This is a genomic window from Bradyrhizobium hipponense (assembly GCF_008123965.1).
In the GTDB taxonomy this organism is placed as follows: Bacteria; Pseudomonadota; Alphaproteobacteria; order Rhizobiales; family Xanthobacteraceae; genus Bradyrhizobium; species Bradyrhizobium hipponense.
On sequence record NZ_VSTH01000096.1, the window covers coordinates 1 to 17,952 of the forward strand.

At 65.3% G+C, this 17,952-nt stretch carries 19 protein-coding genes and 1 other RNA gene; 12 read left to right on the forward strand and 8 right to left on the reverse strand.

What is annotated here, in order from left to right; genetic code table 11:
• Positions 1–173: 173 nt before the first annotated feature.
• Complete coding sequence (dapD, locus tag FXV83_RS26455) at positions 174–1,019, forward strand: 2,3,4,5-tetrahydropyridine-2,6-dicarboxylate N-succinyltransferase (protein ID WP_148742523.1); 846 nt, start codon at positions 174–176, stop codon at positions 1,017–1,019.
• 10 nt (positions 1,020–1,029) lie between these two features.
• Positions 1,030–2,199 carry a succinyl-diaminopimelate desuccinylase gene (gene dapE / locus FXV83_RS26460; RefSeq protein ID WP_148742524.1) on the forward strand — a complete coding sequence of 390 codons (1,170 nt, stop codon included), beginning with the start codon at positions 1,030–1,032 and terminating at the stop codon, positions 2,197–2,199.
• A 123-nt stretch (positions 2,200–2,322) separates the two neighbouring features.
• On the opposite strand, the gene truA is transcribed toward dapE, so the two are convergent.
• The 3 genes from truA to def all read right to left on the reverse strand — a co-directional run bounded on the left by truA (position 2,323) and on the right by def (position 4,733).
• Entirely contained in the window at positions 2,323–3,060 is a 738-nt protein-coding gene (gene truA / locus FXV83_RS26465) for a tRNA pseudouridine(38-40) synthase TruA (protein ID WP_148742525.1), read from the reverse strand.
• The gene (gene fmt / locus FXV83_RS26470; protein ID WP_148742526.1) at positions 3,060–3,995 is read right to left on the reverse strand and encodes a methionyl-tRNA formyltransferase; all 936 of its coding nucleotides are present in this window, start codon (positions 3,993–3,995) and stop codon (positions 3,060–3,062) included. The genes truA and fmt overlap by 1 nt, the downstream gene beginning before the upstream one ends.
• A 213-nt stretch (positions 3,996–4,208) precedes the next feature.
• Positions 4,209–4,733: a peptide deformylase gene (gene def / locus FXV83_RS26475; protein WP_148742527.1), complete on the reverse strand. Its 525-nt coding sequence runs from the start codon at positions 4,731–4,733 to the stop codon at positions 4,209–4,211.
• Between the two features lie 170 nt (positions 4,734–4,903).
• Between def and FXV83_RS26480 the strand changes: the two genes are divergently transcribed.
• The 3 genes from FXV83_RS26480 to FXV83_RS26490 all read left to right on the forward strand — a co-directional run bounded on the left by FXV83_RS26480 (position 4,904) and on the right by FXV83_RS26490 (position 8,079).
• On the forward strand, positions 4,904–6,103 hold the full coding sequence (locus FXV83_RS26480; protein WP_148742528.1) for a DNA recombination protein RmuC: 1,200 nt from the start codon (positions 4,904–4,906) through the stop codon (positions 6,101–6,103).
• 126 nt (positions 6,104–6,229) lie between these two features.
• On the forward strand, positions 6,230–6,532 hold the full coding sequence (locus tag FXV83_RS26485) for a GIY-YIG nuclease family protein (protein ID WP_148742529.1): 303 nt from the start codon (positions 6,230–6,232) through the stop codon (positions 6,530–6,532).
• A 182-nt stretch (positions 6,533–6,714) separates the two neighbouring features.
• Complete coding sequence (locus FXV83_RS26490; protein ID WP_148742530.1) at positions 6,715–8,079, forward strand: AmpG family muropeptide MFS transporter; 1,365 nt, start codon at positions 6,715–6,717, stop codon at positions 8,077–8,079.
• Positions 8,080–8,217: 138 nt separating this feature from the next.
• Here the strand turns inward: FXV83_RS26490 and FXV83_RS26495 are convergent, their stop codons facing one another.
• The 5 genes from FXV83_RS26495 to ffs form a co-directional block, all read right to left on the reverse strand.
• Entirely contained in the window at positions 8,218–8,658 is a 441-nt protein-coding gene (locus FXV83_RS26495; protein WP_148742531.1) for a hypothetical protein, read from the reverse strand.
• A gap of 29 nt (positions 8,659–8,687) precedes the next feature.
• On the reverse strand, positions 8,688–9,290 hold the full coding sequence (recR, locus tag FXV83_RS26500) for a recombination mediator RecR (RefSeq protein ID WP_148742532.1): 603 nt from the start codon (positions 9,288–9,290) through the stop codon (positions 8,688–8,690).
• Position 9,291: 1 nt separating this feature from the next.
• Positions 9,292–9,612 carry a YbaB/EbfC family nucleoid-associated protein gene (locus FXV83_RS26505; RefSeq protein WP_148742533.1) on the reverse strand — a complete coding sequence of 107 codons (321 nt, stop codon included), beginning with the start codon at positions 9,610–9,612 and terminating at the stop codon, positions 9,292–9,294.
• Positions 9,613–9,638: 26 nt separating this feature from the next.
• A complete protein-coding gene (locus FXV83_RS26510; protein WP_148742534.1) occupies positions 9,639–11,477 on the reverse strand; it encodes a DNA polymerase III subunit gamma/tau in 1,839 nt (612 codons plus the stop codon).
• Positions 11,478–11,572: 95 nt separating this feature from the next.
• Positions 11,573–11,669: signal recognition particle sRNA small type (gene ffs, locus FXV83_RS26515), an RNA gene on the reverse strand.
• A 192-nt stretch (positions 11,670–11,861) separates the two neighbouring features.
• On the opposite strand from ffs, the gene FXV83_RS26520 reads away from it, so the two are divergent.
• From FXV83_RS26520 to nudC, 7 genes are all read left to right on the forward strand, one after another.
• Positions 11,862–12,716, forward strand: a complete 855-nt coding sequence (locus FXV83_RS26520) for a transporter substrate-binding domain-containing protein (protein ID WP_148742535.1) — start codon at positions 11,862–11,864, stop codon at positions 12,714–12,716.
• A 221-nt stretch (positions 12,717–12,937) separates the two neighbouring features.
• On the forward strand, positions 12,938–13,600 hold the full coding sequence (locus FXV83_RS26525) for an amino acid ABC transporter permease (protein WP_148742536.1): 663 nt from the start codon (positions 12,938–12,940) through the stop codon (positions 13,598–13,600).
• A complete protein-coding gene (locus tag FXV83_RS26530; protein ID WP_148742537.1) occupies positions 13,597–14,415 on the forward strand; it encodes an amino acid ABC transporter ATP-binding protein in 819 nt (272 codons plus the stop codon). Before FXV83_RS26525 ends, FXV83_RS26530 begins: the two co-directional genes overlap by 4 nt.
• A complete protein-coding gene (locus tag FXV83_RS26535) occupies positions 14,415–15,170 on the forward strand; it encodes an SDR family NAD(P)-dependent oxidoreductase (protein ID WP_148742538.1) in 756 nt (251 codons plus the stop codon). Before FXV83_RS26530 ends, FXV83_RS26535 begins: the two co-directional genes overlap by 1 nt.
• Entirely contained in the window at positions 15,167–16,294 is a 1,128-nt protein-coding gene (locus tag FXV83_RS26540; RefSeq protein ID WP_148742539.1) for a muconate cycloisomerase family protein, read from the forward strand. The genes FXV83_RS26535 and FXV83_RS26540 overlap by 4 nt, the downstream gene beginning before the upstream one ends.
• A 279-nt stretch (positions 16,295–16,573) precedes the next feature.
• On the forward strand, positions 16,574–16,993 hold the full coding sequence (locus FXV83_RS26545; protein ID WP_148742540.1) for an HIT family protein: 420 nt from the start codon (positions 16,574–16,576) through the stop codon (positions 16,991–16,993).
• Positions 16,994–17,004: 11 nt separating this feature from the next.
• Positions 17,005–17,949 carry an NAD(+) diphosphatase gene (nudC, locus tag FXV83_RS26550; protein WP_148742541.1) on the forward strand — a complete coding sequence of 315 codons (945 nt, stop codon included), beginning with the start codon at positions 17,005–17,007 and terminating at the stop codon, positions 17,947–17,949.
• Positions 17,950–17,952 lie beyond the last annotated feature (3 nt).

A 17,952-nucleotide genomic window follows, 5' to 3' on the forward strand; every position in this document is an offset into this window, starting at 1 on the left:
GCCACCCATAGGATCTACGCGGCTGCTGTCTCGATTCATCATGACCGCCGCGGCGTACTGGATCACCCGCTTTCGCGGGTGATGACAGCGAACCAAGCTTGACTCCACCCCGCCAAATCCCGAAAAAGCGCTCCAATCCGTCACAAATCCTGCCCTCCCGAGAGGAAATCCCGATGTCGCTCCAAGCCCTCGAATCCACCATCAACGGCGCCTTCGACGCGCGCGACGGCATCTCGACCTCGACCAAGGGCGAGGTGCGGGAGGCCGTGGATCAGGCGCTGGAGAGTCTGGACAAGGGCGAGGCGCGCGTTGCCGAGCGCGGCGGCGACGGCAAGTGGAAGGTCAATCAATGGCTGAAGAAGGCCGTGCTGCTGTCGTTCCGCCTCAACGACATGGGCGCCATTCCCGGCGGTCCCGGCAAGGCGACCTGGTGGGACAAGGTCCCCTCGAAGTTCGACGGCTGGGGCGAGAACCGGTTTCGCGACGCCGGCTTTCGCGCGGTGCCCGGCGCCATCGTGCGCCGCTCGGCCTTCATCGCCCGCAACGTCGTGCTGATGCCGTCCTTCGTCAATCTCGGCGCCTATGTCGATGAGAGCACCATGATCGACACCTGGTCCACCGTCGGCTCCTGCGCGCAGATCGGCAAGCGCGTGCACATCTCCGGCGGCGTCGGCATCGGCGGTGTGCTCGAGCCGCTGCAGGCCGAGCCCGTGATCATCGAGGACGATTGCTTCATCGGCGCACGCTCCGAGGTCGCCGAAGGCGTGATCGTGCGCAAGGGCGCGGTGCTGTCGATGGGCGTATTTTTGGGCGCCTCGACCAAGATCGTCGACCGCGAGACCGGCGAGATCTTCATCGGCGAAGTACCGGAATATTCGGTTGTGGTGCCCGGCGCGCTGCCCGGCAAGCCGATGAAGAACGGCCAGATGGGCCCGAGCACGGCCTGCGCCGTCATCGTCAAGCGCGTCGATGAGCGGACGCGGTCGAAGACCAGCATCAACGAATTGTTGCGGGATTGATTGGGCGCGCATGACCGATGCTCTGTCCATTGCCCGCGATCTCATCCGCTGCCCCTCGGTAACCCCGGCCGACGCTGGTGCGCTGGGTGTGCTCGAAAGGGCCCTCACTGCAGCCGGCTTCATTTGCCACCGCGTGACGTTCTCGGAGCCCGGCACTGCCGACGTCGACAATCTCTATGCGCGGATCGGCACTGAGGGGCCGCACATCACCTTTGCCGGCCACACCGACGTGGTGCCGCCCGGCGACGAGAGCGCCTGGAGTGTCGGCGCGTTCTCCGGCGAGGTCCGGGACGGTTTTCTGCACGGCCGCGGCGCGGTCGACATGAAGGGCGGCATCGCCTGCTCGGTCGCCGCGGTGATCGAGCATCTCGCGGCCAACGATGGCAAGCCGCGCAGCGACGGCCAAACGGGCTCGATTTCGTTCCTGATCACCGGCGACGAGGAAGACGTCTCCATCAACGGCACCATCAAGCTGTTGAAGTGGGCCGCCGAGCGCGGCGAGAAGTTCGACCATTGCGTGCTGGGCGAGCCCTCCAATGTCGAGACGCTCGGCGACACCATCAAGGTCGGCCGCCGCGGCTCGCAATCCGGCACGCTTTATGTCGACGGCGTGCAGGGCCATGTCGCCTATCCGCACCGCGCCGCCAATCCGGTGCCGGATATTTCGCGGCTGATCGTGGCAATCAGTGACGAGCCGCTCGACCACGGCAGCGCGGCGTTCCAGGCCTCCAATCTCGAATTCACCTCGGTCGACGTCGGCAACACCGCCTACAACGTCATCCCCGGCCAGGCCCGCGCAAAGTTCAACATCCGCTACAACGACAACCACACCCAGGCGAGCCTGCGCGAGCTGGTCGAGACGCGACTGACAAAGGCCTGCGGCAACCGCATCCGCGCCCGCATCGTCTGGGAGCCGTCGAACTCCAACGTGTTCGTCACCAAGCCCGGCCCGTTCACTGAGCTTGCGGTCGCCGCGATCGAGGAGGTGACGGGCCGCAAGCCGGAGCTGTCGACCTCAGGCGGCACCTCGGATGCGCGCTTCATCTCGAGCTATTGCCCGGTGATCGAGTTCGGTCTCGTCGGCCAGACCATGCACCAGATCGACGAGCGCGTGCCGGTCAAGGATCTAGAGAAGCTGACGCAGGTGTACCGCGGGATATTGCAGAGGTATTTTGCTTAACCGCGGCCTTCGCCAAACCCTCCGCCGTCATGCCCGGGCCTCCACGTTCTTCAGTGCCCCGGCACGGAAGGTCATGGATGGCCGGGACAAGCCCGGCCATGACGCCAGCGGCGGAATCACGCTCTAATAATCCACCTTCACCAGATACAGTCCGTCCGGCGGGGCGACGATGCCGCAGGCGGCGCGGTTGCGGGCTTGCAGGGCTGCGGTGAGATCGTCCGCGGTCCAGCGCCCTTCGCCGACCCAGACCAGCGAGCCGACCATCGACCGCACCTGACTGTGCAGGAACGAGCGCGCCGAAGTGAGGATCGTCACCTCGCGGCCGTCGCGCAACACGTCGAGCTGGTCGAGCGTCTTCTCCGGCGATTTGGCCTGGCACTCGGTGTCGCGAAACGTGGTGAAATCGTGCTTGCCGAGCAGGCGCTGCGCGGCCGCATGCATCGCCTCAGTGTCGAGCCGGCGCGGCACGCGCCAGGCGTGGCCGATGTCGAGGGCGAGATTGGCGCGGGTGTTGACGATGCGATAGCGGTAGTGGCGCTTGACCGCCGAGAAGCGCGCCTCGAAGGCGTCGGGCACGATCTCGGCCTCGAGCACCCCGATCGGAGCGGGGCGCAAATGCGCGTTGAGCCCGTCGCGAAACCGGCCCGGCGGAAACTGCTTCTCGATGTCGACATGCGCGACCTGGCCGAGGGCATGCACCCCGGCGTCGGTGCGGCCGGCGCCATGCACCCGCGCATCCGCGCCGGTCATCGCCTTCACCGCAGCTTCGAGCGCGCCCTGCACCGACGGCAGCGCTTCCTGCACCTGCCAGCCGAAGAACGGCGCGCCGTCATATTCGATGGTGAGCTTGTAGCGGGGCATCAGGCCAGCCGCATCGGCGGCTTCAGCGGCACACCGCGCAGGAAGTCGGTCGCCTGCATGCGCGCCTTGCCTTCGCGCTGGAGCTCGAGAATGCGGATCGCGCCCTCGCCGCAGGCGATGGTGAGCTGATCGTCGAGCACTGCGCCCGGAGCGCCGGAGCCTGTCGCCAGCTCGCAGCGCAGGATTTTCACGCGCGCATTTTCGCTGACATCCGCGAGCTCGCTCCAGGCGCCGGGAAACGGCGACAGGCCGTGGATGTGGCGCAGGACGTCGCGCGCGGGCCTGGTCCAGTCGATCCGCGCCTCGGTCTTGTCGATCTTGGCGGCATAGGTGACGCCTTCCTCGCTCTGCTTTTTGAGCTGAAGGGCGCCGCGGTCGAGCGCCGCCATGGCGCGCACCATCAAATCGGCGCCGAGCCGGGAGAGGCGGTCGTGCAGATCGATCGCGGTCATGTCGTCGGTGATCGCGATGCGCTCGGCCATGGCGACGTCGCCGGTATCGAGCCCGACATCCATCTTCATCACCATGACGCCGCTCTCGGCGTCGCCGGCCATGATCGCGCGGTTGATCGGCGCAGCGCCGCGCCAGCGCGGCAACAGCGAGGCATGCAGATTGTAGCAGCCGAGCTTCGGCGCATCGAGGATCGCCTGCGGCAGGATCATGCCGTAGGCGACGACAACCGCGGCATCGGCATCGAAGGCGCGGAACGCGTCGAGGGCTTCCTGTGTCTTCAACGTCTTCGGCATCAGCACGGGCACGCCGAGTCTTCGCGCGGCCTCTTCAACCGGCGTCGGCTGCAATTGCAGACCGCGCCGCCCGCCCGGCTTTGGCGCGCGGGTGTAGACCGCCACGATCTCGTGGCCATGCGCGACCAGCTCGAGCAGCGTCGGCACGGAAAAATCGGGCGTGCCCATGAAGATGAGGCGAAGGGGCATGACAAGAACTCGATACGTTCCCTCCCCCCTTGTGGGGGAGGGCTAGGGAGGGGGTGCCACACGGCGCGCTCTCTCGGCTTGAGCGCGAGTGCCTTGTTGCTGGCGCTCGCAAAACGGCGAGTACCTTTTGCTGGGCTACCCCCCTCCCCTGCCCTCCCCCACAAGGGGGGAGGGAGCAGAGCGGAGCGCGCGGCAGCATCGGTCGCTTACTACTCACTCCGCGCGCTTGGCGGCTTTCTCGAACTTCTTGAGCACGCGGTCGCGTTTGAGCTTTGACAGATAGTCGACGAACAGCACGCCGTTGAGATGATCGATCTCGTGCTGGATGCAGGTGGCGTAGATGCCTTCGGCGTCCTCCTCGTGCACCTTGCCGTCGAGATCGGTGAAGCGCACGCGCACCTTGGCGGGACGTTCGACCTCCTCGTAATATTCGGGGATCGACAGGCAGCCTTCCTCGTAGACCGACAGTTCCTCGGACGAGGCGAGAATTTCGGGATTGATGAAGACGCGCGGCTCCGGCTTGGTTTCGCCGTTCTCGTCGCGCTTGGCGAGGTCCATGGTGATGAGCCGCAGCGGCTGCGCGACCTGGATCGCCGCGAGCCCAATGCCGGGCGCGTCGTACATGGTCTCGAGCATGTCGTCGGCAAGCTTACGGATCTCCGGCGTGACCTTCTCGATCGGCTTGGAGACCAGACGCAGCTGCCTGTCGGGCAGGATGATGATTTCTCTGAGGGCCATGGCCGCGATTTAAGCCGCGCGCCCGATGCGGTCAATGCGGCGAGGAACTCCGTTAACGGTCCGCTAACCATAAAACTTGAGGCTTCGTTAACCATAAAAATTAGGGGGCTATTAACCATAAATGTTCGCTATTCGTTCGCGGATACCGCCGAATCGGCTAAAAGGCGGCCATGAATGAAATCATCTTCATGCTCGGCGACTGGCCGGTGCGCACCATCGACGCGCTGCTCGGCTTCGGCGCGCTGGTCCTCATCCTGCTCGTGGTCATCGCTATCGTGATCGCCCGCTCCTCGCGGCGTGGTGCGGAACTCGCGATGGCCAACGCCATCCGCGCCGACGAGCTCGAGGAGCGCGTCAGCCAGATGCTGCACGCCCAGAGCGAAGCCTCGGGCCGGGTCGATGCCATGACCCAGGCGCTGGCCGGCCGCCAGGCCGACATGGCGCGCGCGGTCAACGAGCGGCTGGATTCGGTGACCCACCGCGTCGGTCAGTCCATGGAACATTCGACCCGCAACACCATGGAGAGCCTGCGCGCGCTGCACGAGCGGCTCGGCATCATCGACAGCGCGCACAAGAACCTCACCGACCTTACCACCCAGGTCACGACCTTGCGCGACGTGCTCGCCAACAAGCAGTCGCGCGGCGCCTTCGGCCAGGCGCGGATGGAGGCGATTGTCCAGGACGGCTTGCCGAAGGGCGCCTACGAATTCCAGTTCACGCTGTCCACGGGCAAGCGGCCGGACTGCGTCGTGTTCCTGCCCGACCAGCGACCGCTCTGCATCGACGCAAAATTTCCGCTGGAGGCGATGACCGCGCTGCACGACGCCCGCACCGACGAGGAGCGGCGCATCGCCACGCAGCGGCTGCGCGGCGACGTGACGAAGCATGTCAGCGACATCGCCGAAAAATATCTGGTCGCCGGCGAGACCCAGGAAATGGCGCTGATGTTCGTGCCGTCGGAATCCGTCTACGCCGAGATCCACGACGGCTTCGACGACGTGATCCAGAAGGCCTATCGCGCCCGCGTGGTGCTGGTGTCGCCCTCGCTCTTGATGCTCGCGATTCAGGTAATGCAGCAGATCATGAAGGACGCGCGCATGCGCGACGCCGCCGACCAGATCCGCACCGAGGTGATCAGGCTCGGCGACGACCTCGGCCGCCTGCGCGACCGCGTGCTGAAATTGCAGAAGCATTTTGCCGACGCCAACGAGGACGTCCGCCAGGTCCTGATCTCCGCCGACAAGATCGAGAAGCGCGCCGGTCGAATCGAGGAACTCGATTTCAGCAAGACCGACGCGCCGGAGGCTCCGCATCTGGTGGCAACCGGCGCGGCCGAGTTGTTCCCGAGAAAGCTCCAGGCGGGGGAGTGATTTGATGTGATGTCATGCCCCGCGAAGGCGGGGCATCCAGTACGCCGCGGCAGGTGTAACTGAACGAGACGCTGGTGAGTACTGGATCGTCCGCCTTCGCGGACGATGACACCGGAAAGGTGGCGGATGGGAGAGCGCATCTACTACGTCTATATCCTCGCCAGCAAAATAGGCGGCACGCTCTATATCGGCGTGACCAATGATCTCATCCGCCGGATAGCGGAACACAAATCGAAGCTGATTGAGAGCTTCACAGAAAAATACGACGTCGCTCGGCTTGTCTATTTCGAGCAGTTCGATGACCCCGAGAACGCGATCAAGCGGGAGAAGCGATTGAAGAAGTGGAATCGCGCTTGGAAGGTGCGGTTGATCGAACAGCAAAATCCCAATTGGGATGATCTCTATCACGAAATAGCCGGGCCGCCATGACGCTGTCATGCCCCGCGAAGGCGGGGCATCCAGTACGCCGCGGCGGCTGTGATTGAACCGAGATGCCGGTGATTACTGGATCGTCCGCCTTCGCGGACGATGACACTGAGGGAGGAGCACCGGCTTCTGCCCCACGGACAGCGGCGAGAGTCTTTTGCGCCAGAATCTGCTAACACCGCCCCATGACCGCACCCGACGCGACCTCCCCCGCCGGCACTGACACCCCAACCGTCTCCTGGCGGGACAGCCTTGCCGTTTACCTGCAGCCGCGGGTGCTGATCGTGCTGTTTCTCGGCTTCTCGTCCGGGCTGCCGCTGGCGCTGTCGGGGTCGACGCTGCTGGTGTGGATGCGGGAATCCGGCGTCGATCTCGGCACTATCGGACTGTTTGCACTGGTCGGCACGCCCTACACGCTGAAATTCCTGTGGGCGCCGCTGGTGGATGCGCTGCATGTGCCGCTGTTCACCCGCGCGTTCGGCCGCCGCCGCGGCTGGCTGGTGTTTTCGCAACTGCTGCTGATCGTCGCGATCCTGCTGCTGGCGCTGACCGATCCGGCGCGCTCGCCGTTCTATGTCGCGCTCGGCGCACTGCTGGTCGCGACGGCGTCGTCGACGCAGGACATCGTGGTCGACGCCTTCCGCGTCGAGAGCCTGCCCGAGAGCGAGCAGGCCGCCGGCATGGCGTCCTATGTCGCGGCCTATCGCATCGGCATGCTGGTGTCGACCGCGGGCGCGCTGTTCATCGTCTCCGGCTTCGAGGGCACCGGCATTCCGCGCACATCGTCCTGGATGTGGGGCTATGTGGTGATGGCGGCCATGGTGCTGATCGGGACAATCACAGCGCTGGCCGCGACCGAGCCCGAGCAATCGGCCCGGGCCGAGGCGGTGACGAAAGCCGAGACGGCGTTCGCACGCGTGCTGCACGCCGCGATCGGCGCCTTTTCGGAATTCCTCTCGCGCAAGGATGCGCTCGCGGCGCTGGCCTTCGTCGTGCTGTTCAAGTTCACAGACGCGTTCTCCGGCACCATGACGGCGCCGTTCGTGATCGACCTCGGCTTCTCCCGCAACGACTATGCGGCGATCGTGAAGGGCGTTGGCTTGGCCGCCACGCTGATCGGCGGCTTCGCCGGCGGCTTCGTCGCGCGGCGCTATTCGCTTTCGGCCAGCCTTTGGATCGGCGGCGTGGTGCAGGCGCTTGCCAATCTCTCCTTCTCCTGGCTGGCCTTCATCGGCACCAGCCAATGGGCGCTCGCCTTCGCCATCACAGCTGAGAACTTCACCAGCGCCATCGGCACCGTGATCTTCGTCGCCTATCTCTCCGCGCTGTGCCAGAACCCGCTGCATACGGCGACACAATACGCGCTGCTCACCGCGCTCGCGGCCGTGGGACGCACCTATCTGTCGTCGGTGGCAGGCTATGTCGCCAAGGCGACCGGCTGGCCGCTGTTCTTCGTGATCTGCGTGCTGGTGGCGATCCCGAGCCTGATGCTGCTCAGTTGGCTGCAGAAGCGCGGACACTTCGAGGCGCTGGGGCCGGTAAGGGTTTAGGCCGACGTCTCACCACGTCATTTGCGAGCAAAGCGAAGCAATCCAGACTGCCGCCGCGGAAACAGTCTGGATTGCTTCGTCGCAAGGGCTCCTCGCAATGACGACGGAGAGCGTTGCAAGCTGCGGATGCGCGTCCCCCTACTGCTTCTTGATGATGCTCCACTTCGTGATCACGGCCTCACTCATCTGGCCGGGGTCGCTGGCGCAGGCGACTTCGTCGACCTTGACCGAGATCTCCTTGCCGGTGAACGTCTTCAACTGCGCGGCCTGCGCGTCGCCATTGGGTACGAGCTGGAAGGTCTCGGGGCCGGTTTCGAGATTGCACAGACCGTTCGGCGGCGGCAGCCGGCGCGGCTCGGAGGTGATCTGGTAGGTCGCAACCTTCTTGCCGCCGTTCTTGACGTCGCGCACTTTCATCGCGTTCAGCTCGCCCGAGAGCACGTCGCCGGTGTTGATCGGCTTGCCGGGCTTTGGCGGCGGCGGAGCCGCGTCATCGCCCTGCTGCGCGGAGATGGCCGGGGTCACCAGCATCATCATCGTTGCAACCAAAGCCAATCGAGTGGCGAATCGTTTCGTCATGTCGTCCGTTCCGTGAGTCTGTAGGAGGGCTAGAACAGGGTCCGCTGCCGCATCGCGGCCGATAGCGTACCTTCATCGAGATAATCAAGCTCGCCGCCGACCGGCACACCATGGGCGAGGCGCGTTACTTTTACGTTGGCGTCCTGAAGCAGGTCGGTGATGTAATGCGCCGTGGTCTGGCCGTCGACCGTCGCATTCAGCGCCAGGATGATTTCTTGCACCTGCGCATCATGCGCGCGCGCGACCAGCGCATCGATGGTGAGATCCTGCGGGCCGACGCCGTCGAGCGGCGACAATGTCGCCCCCAGCACATGATAGCGGCCCTGCGTCGCGTTGGCCCGCTCCAGCGCCCAGAGATCGGCGACGTCGGCGACGACGACGATGATCGAGGGATCGCGCCGCGGATCGAGGCAGACCGTGCAGGGATTTTGAGTATCGATGTTGCCGCAGGTCTTGCAGACTTGGACCTTCTCGAGCGCAACCTGCAAGGCGCCCGATAGCGGAATCATCAGCGCCTCGCGCTTCTTGATCAGATGCAATGCCGCGCGCCGCGCCGAGCGCGGACCGAGGCCCGGCAGCCGTGCGAGGAGCTGAACCAGCCGCTCAATCTCGGGACCTGCGACCGCGCCCATATTATTGGCCGAACAACCCCGGCGGCAGGCCGAGCCCGCCGGTGAGCGACTGCATCTTTTCCTGCATCGCGGCTTCAGCCTTGCGGCGGGCGTCGCCGAGCGCGGTGACCAGCAGATCCTCGAGCACTTCACGCTCTTCCGGCTTCATCAGCGAGGGATCGATCTTAACGCCCTTCACGTCCATCTTCGCAGTCATGCGCACGGCGACCAGGCCGCCGCCGGAGATGCCCTCGACCTCGACATTGCCGAGCTCGTCCTGCATCGCCTGCATCTTGGATTGCAGCTGCGCCGCCTGCTTCATCATGCCGAGAAAATCAGCCATCGGTGCGTGTCCTTGGAAAGAAAGGGTCAGAGATCGTCGCCGTCGGAACCGTCGGGCGGATCGTCACTGCCATAGTCGGCATTTATATCGGTTTCCGGCACCTCCGGGGCAAGCCTGCGGACCTCGACGACCTTGGCTCCGGGGAAGCGCGACAGCACCTCCTGGATGCGCGGGTCGGCTTCGGCGTTACGCGCATGCGCCTGCTTGGCGGCCTGGTTCACCGAGCGCAGCGTCGGCTGACCCTGCTCGTTGGAAACGATCACGGTCCAGCGCCGGCCGGTCCAGAGCTCGAACTTGCGCGCCAGGTCCGAGATCATGGTCTTGGAGGCTTGGGGCTCGAGCGCGACTTCCAGCCGGCCCTCCTCGAAACGAACCAGCCGCATGTCGCTTTCGAGCGCGCCCTTGGTCATTAGGTCGCGCTTCTGCCCCGCCAGCGCGACGAGCTGGGTGAAGCTCGTGACGCGCAGCACGGGCGCGGCGCCTTGCGGATCCGGCGCGGGCGCCGCCATCTGCGGCCGGGCACCGCCGCCGAACGATGACGGCGACGAGGTCGGCGCGCGCACCGGCGCTGCCGAAGCAATTGGTGCTGCCGGCGCGCTGCGCGCAGCGCTGCCACCGTTCGCAACCGGCGAGCCGCCGCCGTTTTGCTCCAGCATCCGGATCGCTTCGTCCGGCGTCGGCAGGTCGGCGACATAGGCGATGCGCACCAGCACCATCTCGGCGGCCGCGGCCGGACGCGTCGCAGCCTGCACCTCGGTGATGCCCTTGAGCAGCATTTGCCACATCCGCGACAGCACGCGCATCGAGATTTTCGACGCAAAGTCGCGCGCGCGCAGCCGTTCGGTCTCGCCATAGGCAACGTTGTCGGCGGTCGCCGGCACGATCTTGACGCGGGTGACGAAGTTGACGAATTCAGCAAGATCCGAGAGCACGACGATGGGATCGGCGCCGACGTCGTACTGGTCGCGGAACTCCTTGAAGGCAGCCGCAATGTCGCCGCGCGCCAGCGAATCGAACAGATCGATGACGCGGGTGCGGTCGGCGAGCCCCAGCATCTGCCGCACGGCATCGGCCTTAACGGTGCCCGCCGCATGCGCAATGGCCTGGTCGAGCAGCGACAGCGAGTCGCGCACGGAACCTTCCGCCGCGCGCGCGATGATGCCGAGCGCCTCGGGCTCGATCTCGACGTTCTCTTTCGCGGCGATGCTGGCGAGGTGCTTCATCAGCACGTCGGCCTCGACGCGGCGCAGGTCAAAACGCTGGCAGCGCGACAGCACCGTGACCGGAACCTTGCGAATCTCGGTCGTGGCGAACACGAACTTGGCGTGCTCCGGCGGTTCCTCCAGCGTCTTCAGGAAGGCGTTGAACGCCGCCGTCGACAGCATGTGGACTTCGTCGATGATGTAGACCTTGTAGCGGGCGCTGGCCGGCGCATAACGCACGCTGTCATTGATCTGGCGGACGTCGTCGACGCCGGTATGCGAGGCCGCGTCCATCTCCAGCACGTCCATGTGCCGGCTTTCCATGATCGCCTGGCAGTGCACACCAAGCGTCGGCATCTGGACTGTCGGCCCCCTCACCGAGCCGTCCGGCATCTCGTAGTTGAGTGCACGGGCCAGGATGCGCGCGGTGGTGGTCTTGCCGACGCCGCGAACGCCGGTGAGGATCCAGGCCTGCGGGATGCGCCCGGTTTCGAACGCGTTGGAGACGGTGCGGACCACGGCCTCCTGGCCGATCAGATCGTCGAAGCTGGAGGGGCGGTATTTGCGGGCCAGGACCCGGTACGGCGTGCCGGCTTGCGCGCCAAGCGCAAAGCCAGCTTGGCTTGCGCTATCGGAATTGGGAGGGGCGCCAGCGTCGGTCATCGGTCGATCCGCAATGAAATGTCTTTCGGCCGGCGTTTGCGGAAAGGAGCGCGCTGGCGGCTTTTGCCGCCGGCGCAATTCGCTCGAAAAAACAGGTAGGAGACTGACGAGCGACCCGATCCGGACCTCGTTAGGGCTGCTTCCTTCCGGACCTGACCCGGTTGGCGAGTGGCTCGTCCACCGCCAATCTCCCGGCCCCTATTTGGGGCCAAAAGGGCCGGAAAGCAAGCGGGGATCGGCTCGAGCCCGCTGGCTCGGCTCCGGCTTGCCCAGCATCCGGGCATTTTCCGGTTTGCCCAGCCGATAGGCTGTGCTTTCGCTGTTGGAGCCACCTTGGTATGAACGCTGCCGGAACTCAGCCAACCAGAAAAGCGATTGATCCCAATGGTTACACGTCGTGATGTTGCATCGATTGTCGGACTTGGCGCCATTGGCGCGGCGACCGCGGGCGCGCTGGCGTCCCCGGCCGTGGCCCAGGCCGCCGATCCGAACGAATCGACCTTTGCCCGCATCCGAAGGACCAAGAAGATGCGGATCGGTGCGGTCGGCGGGGGCGCGCCCTATTACATGAAGGATCTCGCCAGCGGCCAGTGGAAGGGCTTTTACGTCGATATCGCCAAGGCGCTGGCCGACGACATGGAGGCCGAGCTCGACATCACCGAGACCACCTGGGGCAATTCGGTGCTCGATCTGCAGTCCAACAAGATCGACATCTTCTTCGGCCTCAACCCGACCCCGAAGCGCGCGCTGGTGATCGATTTCTCGGTGCCGGTCTTCAACAACGCCTTCGGCATTCTCTGCAAGAAGGATTTCAAGCCAAAAAGCTGGGCCGAGCTGAACTCGCCCGACGTCAAGATCGCCGTCGACCAGGGCTCCTCGCACGACCAGGTTGTCAGCCGCCTGACGCCGAAGGCGCAGATCACCCGGCTGAAGAGCGCCGACGACGCCACCGCTGCACTCCAGACTGGCCGCGTCGACGCGCAGTGCCTGATCACCATGCTGTCGCTGACGGTGCTGAAGAAGAACCCCTCGCTCGGCCAATTCGTGCTGCCCACCCCGATCTTCGCCACCACGTCGAACGCCGGCTTCCGCCGCGAGACCGACAAGACCTGGCGCGACTACGTCAACACCTGGATCGACTTCAACAAGGGCCTCGGCTTCATCCGTAACGCCATCATCACCAACATGGAGCTGGTGGGCGTGACCGAGGCGGACATTCCGCCGGGCGTGTCGCTGTAAGGTGTGATGAGTTTGGGTCGAGCTCGGTCCCCAAGGCGCGGTGCGCTCCCTCTCCCGCTTGCGGGAGAGGGTTGGGGTGAGGGTGCCTCCGCCAGGGAGACTCCCCGAGTGGAGAAAGCCCTCACCCGGCGCTTCGCGCCGACCTCTCCCGCAAGCGGGAGAGGTGCAGCGAGAACGCCGCGCGTCTGTTCCCAGCTTTCTGCCGACTGAGTTAAGCACGCATGTATCAGTGGGACTTCGGCATCCTCTGGAGCTATCGCTGGCTCTTTCTCAACGGGCTTGGCGTCACCGTCGGCTTCACCGTGGTCATCGTGGTGCTTGGACTGGTGTTCGGCCTGTTCGGCGCGTTCGGCACCCTGTCGCGCTTCCGAGCGGTGCGTCTGATCGCGCTCACCTTCATCGAGGCGTTCCGCTGCACGCCGATCCTGGTGCAGCTGATCTGGTTCTATTACGCGCTGCCGATCCTGGCCGGGGTCGAAATGACGCCGATCACGGCCTCGGCGCTGGCGCTCTCGCTCTATGGCGGCTCGTTTTATTCGGAGATCATCCGCGGCGGCATCGTCTCGATCGACAGCGGCCAGTCCGAAGCCGGCGCCGCGCTCGGCATGACGCCGGGCCAGGCCATGCGGCGCATCGTGCTGCCGCAGGCGATCAAGCGCATGATCCCGGCGCTGATGAACCAGTCGATCATCCAGTTCAAGAACACCTCGCTGGTCTCGGTGCTGGCGGTGCCCGATCTGGTCTACCAGAGCCAGGTCGCGGCCCATGACAGCTACCGGCCGCTGGAAACTTACACCGCAGTGGCGGTCGCCTATGCGGCGATCCTGATTCCCCTGACCATCCTCGTCCGGCGCGGCGAGAAGCGAATGGCGGTCGGCGAATGAGCGAGGCCTCCAACAACACTTCCAAGAACACCTCGAAGATCGAGATCCGCGGCTTGCGCAAAAGTTTTGGCAGCAACGAGGTCCTGAAGACCATCAGCCTCGACGTCGCCAAGGGCGGCGTGGTGGCGCTGATCGGCCCGTCGGGCTCGGGCAAATCGACGCTGCTCCGCTGCATCAATCTGCTGGTGACGCCCGACGGCGGCAGCGTCCGCGTCGGTGACACGCGCTTCGCGTTCGGTGCGGGTACGAAGCTGCCGAACGTCAAGACGCTGGCGAAATTCCGCGCCACCACTGGCATGGTGTTCCAGCATTTCAACCTGTTCCCGCACATGACGGCGCTCCAGAACGTGATGGAGGGACCGATCACCGTGCGGCGCATGGCCAGGGCCGACGCCGAGACGCTCGCGCGCGCGCAACTTGCGAAGGTGGGCCTGGCAGAGAAAGCTGACCAATACCCGGCGACGTTGTCCGGCGGACAGAAGCAGCGCGTCGCGATTGCGCGGGCGCTGGCGATGGAGCCGGACGTGATGCTGTTTGATGAAGCGACCTCTGCGCTCGATCCCGAACTGGTCGGCGAGGTCCTCGCCGTCATGCAGCGGCTCGCATCCGAGGGCATGACCATGGTGATCGTAACCCACGAAATCGCCTTCGCCCGCGAGGTCGCCGACCGCCTCATCTTCATGCGCGACGGCATCGTCGTCGAGGAAGGTCCGGCGCGGCAGGTGATCGACAATCCGCAGGAAGCCGCGACGCGCGCGTTCCTCAGCCATTTCCACCGCACCGGCGCATTGCCGCCGGCCAACGCAGCACCGTGATGCCAAACATCGATCGTGTCTATCTCGTCACCGGCGCCGCCAGCGGAATCGGCCGCGCCACCGCAAAATTGCTCGCGGCCTCCGGCACCGCGCTGCTGCTGCACACGCGCTCCAACGCAGCCGGTCTCGATGCCACCGCGGCAGAAGCCGAAGCGCAAGGCGCAATCGTCGCAAAATGCCTCGGCGACCTTGCCGAGGAGGCCGCGGTCACCGATGCCGTCGCTGCCGCACAACAGGCCTTCGGCCGGCTCGACGGATTGATCCTGGTTGGCGGCCATGCCCGCCGCGGCAGTGCGATCGGCACGCCGGCGGACGAGTTCCGCCGCGCGATGGATGAATCGGCGCTGGCCTTCACGCGGCTGGTCGACGCCGCGCTTCCATTGCTGCGTGCCGGACAAGATGCACGGATCGTGGCGGTGTCGTCATTCGTGGCGCATGCGATCCGGCCCGAGTTCGCGCCATTCGCCGCGACGGCGGCGAGCCGCGCCGCGCTGGAAGCGCTGGTGCGGCTGACCGCGATCGAGCTTGCCAAAGACGGCATCACCGTGAATGCGGTCGCGCCTGGACTCATCGTCAAGGACAGACCCAGCGAGAGCCGGCTGTCTCCAGAGCAGATCGCCGCAACGGAGGCGCTGATCCCGATGCATCGTCGCGGACGGCCGGAGGAAGTGGCCGAGATCATCGCCTTCCTGGCATCGCCAAAGGCGTCCTACGTCACCGGCCAGGTCTGGCACGTCAATGGAGGCCTGACATGAGCGAAGCGACCATCGAACGCATCAGGCTGTTTTTGATCGAGAGCCCGATCAAGATGGCGCGCCTCCAGGGCGTCGGCAACGTCAAGGGCACCGTGAAGCGCGTGCTGATCGAGCTCACCGCAAGCGACGGCGTGATTGGCTGGGGTGAAGCCGCGCCGTGGGAGGTGTTCACGGGAACGCCGGAAGCGGCGTTCTCCGCGCTCGATATCTATCTGCGGCCGGTCGTGCTCGGCAAGCCCGTCCGCCGCATCCGCGCGCTGATGGCCGAGCTCGACCGCGCGCTGGTCGGACATGCCGGGGCCAAGGTCGCGATCGAGATGGCGCTGCTCGACATCGTCGGCAAGTCGTCCGGGCTTTCGGTGGCCGACCTCCTCGGAGGCCGCGTCCGCGACACCATCCCCCTCTCCTTCTCGATCGCCGATCCCGACTTCGCCGCTGATCTCGAGCGCATGCGCAAGATGGTTCCGGACGGCAATGCCATCTACAAGGTCAAGACCGGCGTGAAGCCGCATCGCGAGGATCTCGATCATCTCGAGACGATCCGGAAGGAATTCGGCGACAAGGTCGATCTGCGCGTCGACTACAATCAGGCGTTGGCGCCGTTCGGTGCCATCAAATTATTGCGCGACGTCGAGCAGTTTGCGCCGACCTTCATCGAGCAGCCGGTGCCGCGCAAATATCTCGACGTGATGGCGCAGCTCACTGCGGCGCTCGAAACACCCGTGCTCGCCGACGAAAGCTGCTTCGACCGCCGTGACATGATGGAGGTGGTGCGCCGCGAGGCCGCCGATGCGGTCTCGATCAAGCTGATGAAGGCCGGCGGCCTGTTCGAGGCGCAGGCGATCATGGCGATCGCCGATGTCGCCGGCCTGCCCGGCTATGGCGGCACGCTGTGGGAGGGCGGCATTGGGCTGGCCGCCGGCACGCAGCTGATCGCAGCAACACCCGGCATCTCGCTCGGCTGCGAATTCTATATGCCGCATCACGTGCTGACCGAGGACGTGCTGGAAGAGCGCGTCACCAACCGCGCCGGCCATGTCGTGGTGCCCGATGGCCCCGGCCTCGGCATCCGCGTCAGCGAAGCCTCTGTCCGCGCCAATGCGCGCGTGCTGGCGGAGGCGTAAAGCCTCATTGTCGTCCTGGCGAAAGCCAAGACCCATATTACCCCAAATGTCAGTGTGAGGCACGCTGGAGCTGTCAGCGTGCCTCTTCCCACATCCTGTGGTTATGGGTCCTGGATCAGCGCTCCGCTTCGCTACGCTTGTCCAGGACGACGATCGAGTATGCAGTTGCCGCGCAGCGCCATCCTTCCCCTATCGGACACCGTATCGTATGGTCGGGACAAATATTCAGGGGTTCCGCCCCGCCATGCCCGATCCCATCGGGCCCATCCGGAAACCTTCATGTCCGATCCTGCCTGGTCGCTGCACTCCCGCCTGAAAGAGGACACCATCGACATCGGCGACCTGCCGCTGTCGAAGGTGCTGGTCATCAAGGATGCGAATTACCCCTGGCTGCTGCTGGTGCCGCGGCGCGCCGACACGGTGGAGATCATCGATCTCGACGAGGTGCAGCAGGCGCAGCTGATGACCGAGATCTCGCGGGTCTCGCGCGCGCTGAAGGAGATCACCAAATGCGACAAGCTCAATATCGCGGCGCTCGGCAACTTGGTGCCGCAGCTTCACGTCCACATCATCGCGCGCCGCACCGGTGATGCCGCCTGGCCGCGACCGGTCTGGGGCGTGATGCAGCCATTACCGCATGATGCCACCGAGGTGCAGAATTTCATCAGCGCGCTTCGCCGCAAGATCTGGTTGGGTTGAAAGAACAAGAAATGTCAGCATTCGACTCGTTTCCGCTGGGGCAGCCGGCGTTCGTCACCAACATCCTCGATCGCGCCGCGCATCTGCGCCGCGATGACGAAAAGCTGTTCGCGCTAGAACAGAAACCGTCATCGCGCGCCTATGTCGTCCACCGCGACTCGCTGCTGGTGAGGCGCGAGGGCGAGAAAGTCCGTGCGCTGCTTTCGATCGACGAAGCGCTGAAATGCGGCGCCAATCCCGGCACGATCTTCCTGGGCTTGCGGGATGGCGCCGCAATGTTCGGCATGGGCCTGTCGCAAGCCGCCGCCGAGAAGCTTGTCGGTCGCGAAGACTACAGCCTCACCGAACTGCGCGGCATGGCAATGCAGGGCGCCGTGCGCCCCGACGAGCTCTCGGCGATTGCGATGGCGAAGTCGATGGTGAGCTGGCACCAGCGCCACGGCTATTGCGCCAATTGCGGCACCCGCAGCGCGATGAAGGAAGGCGGCTGGAAGCGCGACTGCCCTGCTTGCAAGGCCGAGCACTTTCCGCGTACCGATCCGGTCGTGATCATGCTGGTGGCTTCCGGAGAAAAATGCCTGCTCGGCCGCCAGAAGCAGTTCCCGCCGGGCATGTATTCATGCCTCGCGGGCTTCGTCGAGGCCGCCGAGACCATCGAGGACGCGGTGCGCCGCGAGATTCTCGAAGAGTCCGGCATTCGCTGCACCGACGTGCAGTATTACATGACGCAGCCATGGCCCTATCCGTCATCGCTTATGATCGGCTGCAGTGCGCGGGCGCTCAACGAGGACATCGTCGTCGATCACTCGGAGCTCGAGGATGCACGCTGGTTCACGCGCGAGGAGGCGGCCCTGATGCTGACGCGGACCCATGCCGACGGTCTCGCCGGCCCGCATCCCTTCGCCATCGCCCATCATCTGCTCGGCCGCTGGGTGCACGACAAGAACGGCGCTTGAGCT

Coding starts and splice junctions, on each gene's coding strand:
- dapD (WP_148742523.1), top strand. CDS start 174: ATGTCGCTCCAAGCCCTCGAATCCACCATCAACGGCGCCTTCGACGCG.
- dapE (WP_148742524.1), top strand. CDS start 1,030: ATGACCGATGCTCTGTCCATTGCCCGCGATCTCATCCGCTGCCCCTCG.
- truA (WP_148742525.1), bottom strand. CDS start 3,060: ATGCCCCGCTACAAGCTCACCATCGAATATGACGGCGCGCCGTTCTTC.
- fmt (WP_148742526.1), bottom strand. CDS start 3,995: ATGCCCCTTCGCCTCATCTTCATGGGCACGCCCGATTTTTCCGTGCCG.
- def (WP_148742527.1), bottom strand. CDS start 4,733: ATGGCCCTCAGAGAAATCATCATCCTGCCCGACAGGCAGCTGCGTCTG.
- FXV83_RS26480 (WP_148742528.1), top strand. CDS start 4,904: ATGAATGAAATCATCTTCATGCTCGGCGACTGGCCGGTGCGCACCATC.
- FXV83_RS26485 (WP_148742529.1), top strand. CDS start 6,230: ATGGGAGAGCGCATCTACTACGTCTATATCCTCGCCAGCAAAATAGGC.
- FXV83_RS26490 (WP_148742530.1), top strand. CDS start 6,715: ATGACCGCACCCGACGCGACCTCCCCCGCCGGCACTGACACCCCAACC.
- FXV83_RS26495 (WP_148742531.1), bottom strand. CDS start 8,658: ATGACGAAACGATTCGCCACTCGATTGGCTTTGGTTGCAACGATGATG.
- recR (WP_148742532.1), bottom strand. CDS start 9,290: ATGGGCGCGGTCGCAGGTCCCGAGATTGAGCGGCTGGTTCAGCTCCTC.
- FXV83_RS26505 (WP_148742533.1), bottom strand. CDS start 9,612: ATGGCTGATTTTCTCGGCATGATGAAGCAGGCGGCGCAGCTGCAATCC.
- FXV83_RS26510 (WP_148742534.1), bottom strand. CDS start 11,477: ATGACCGACGCTGGCGCCCCTCCCAATTCCGATAGCGCAAGCCAAGCT.
- FXV83_RS26520 (WP_148742535.1), top strand. CDS start 11,862: ATGGTTACACGTCGTGATGTTGCATCGATTGTCGGACTTGGCGCCATT.
- FXV83_RS26525 (WP_148742536.1), top strand. CDS start 12,938: ATGTATCAGTGGGACTTCGGCATCCTCTGGAGCTATCGCTGGCTCTTT.
- FXV83_RS26530 (WP_148742537.1), top strand. CDS start 13,597: ATGAGCGAGGCCTCCAACAACACTTCCAAGAACACCTCGAAGATCGAG.
- FXV83_RS26535 (WP_148742538.1), top strand. CDS start 14,415: ATGCCAAACATCGATCGTGTCTATCTCGTCACCGGCGCCGCCAGCGGA.
- FXV83_RS26540 (WP_148742539.1), top strand. CDS start 15,167: ATGAGCGAAGCGACCATCGAACGCATCAGGCTGTTTTTGATCGAGAGC.
- FXV83_RS26545 (WP_148742540.1), top strand. CDS start 16,574: ATGTCCGATCCTGCCTGGTCGCTGCACTCCCGCCTGAAAGAGGACACC.
- nudC (WP_148742541.1), top strand. CDS start 17,005: ATGTCAGCATTCGACTCGTTTCCGCTGGGGCAGCCGGCGTTCGTCACC.